Genomic DNA, 1152 nt, shown 5'->3' with positions numbered 1-1152 from the left:
GAGCATGGCCGCGGTGTCGAGGAGTTCGCCAAGGGTGCGGGTGGCGATGACTCCGGCTTGGGTGAACAGCGCCTGCCGGGTCGTGGCCGGGACGTCATGGTCCGCGCTGCCGGCGGCGTCCGGACGCCGGGCGGGGTGCGGGCCGCCGGTGTCGATGGTCAGGACCGGCATGCGGCGGGCGACCCTGCGGGCGGTACGGGCGAAGCCCCGCGGGTTGCCGAAGGATTCCAGGTGCAGCACGGCCAGGTCGGTGCGGCCGTCCCCTTCCCACCACCGCAGCAGGTCGTTGCCGCTGACGTCGTACTTGTCGCCGAGCGAGGCGAAGGTGGATACACCGATCCCGAGCCGGGACAGCCCGGCGAGCAGCGCGATCCCGATCCCGCCGGACTGCACGCCGACTCCGGCCGTCCCCGGCAGCGTCCGGTGGGCGGCGAACGTGGCGTCCATCCGGACCTGTTCCTCGGTGTTGGTGACGCCCATGCTGTTCGGGCCGGCCAGCCGAAGCCCATAGCGCCGGCAGACGGCCAGCAGCGCGGCGCACTGCTCGGCGTCGAGCCCGGTGGCCAGAACGACCAGAGCTCGTACGCCGGCCACTCCGCACTGCTCGGCCGTCGCGGCGACGTCGGAGGCCGGCACGGCGAGGACCGCGAGGTCGACGGGGTGGGGGAGGGCGGCGACCGACGGGTAGCAGGGGATGCGCTCGACGGAGTGGGCGTGGGTGTCCACCGCGCGCAGCCGACCGTTGAAGCCGGCACGGCGCAGGTTCTTCAGTACCGTTCGCCCCACGGACCCTTCCTCGTGGTCTGCGCCGATGACGGCTATGGATTCCGGGCGCAGCAGTGCTCGCAGGCTGGCGGAGGCCGCGGTCCGGCCGCGGGTGTCGACCGCGGCCCGGTAGTACTCGTCCGGGTCGAGTTGGATGACGCAGTGCACGGTGGTGCCGTCGAAGCGGCGAACGGTGTTCAGCCCGAGATCCGCGAAGACCTTCAGCGCGGGATGGCTGTCGGCCAGTGCTTCGGCGGTGAAGGTGGTGATTCCGTCCTGTCCGGCTCGGTCGACGAGATGCTCCAGGAGCAGGGTTCCCACGCCCTGGTGGTGGAGGTCGTCGGCGACGGTCAGGGCGATCTCCGCGGAGCAGGGGTCGGTCCCGGT

General features: G+C 72.3%; 1 protein-coding gene. It reads right to left on the bottom strand.

The window, feature by feature from the left end; genetic code table 11:
* The coding region (locus O3X23_RS06110; RefSeq protein ID WP_269270107.1) for a GNAT family N-acetyltransferase at nt 1–1152 on the bottom strand (1152 nt) is incomplete at both ends.

The sequence above is a fragment of the Streptomyces sp. H39-S7 genome (assembly GCF_027158205.1).
Lineage (GTDB): Bacteria > Actinomycetota > Actinomycetes > Streptomycetales > Streptomycetaceae > Actinacidiphila.
The sequence above is the reverse complement of the archived record's forward strand: the minus strand, read 5'-3'. Positions and strand labels throughout refer to the sequence as shown.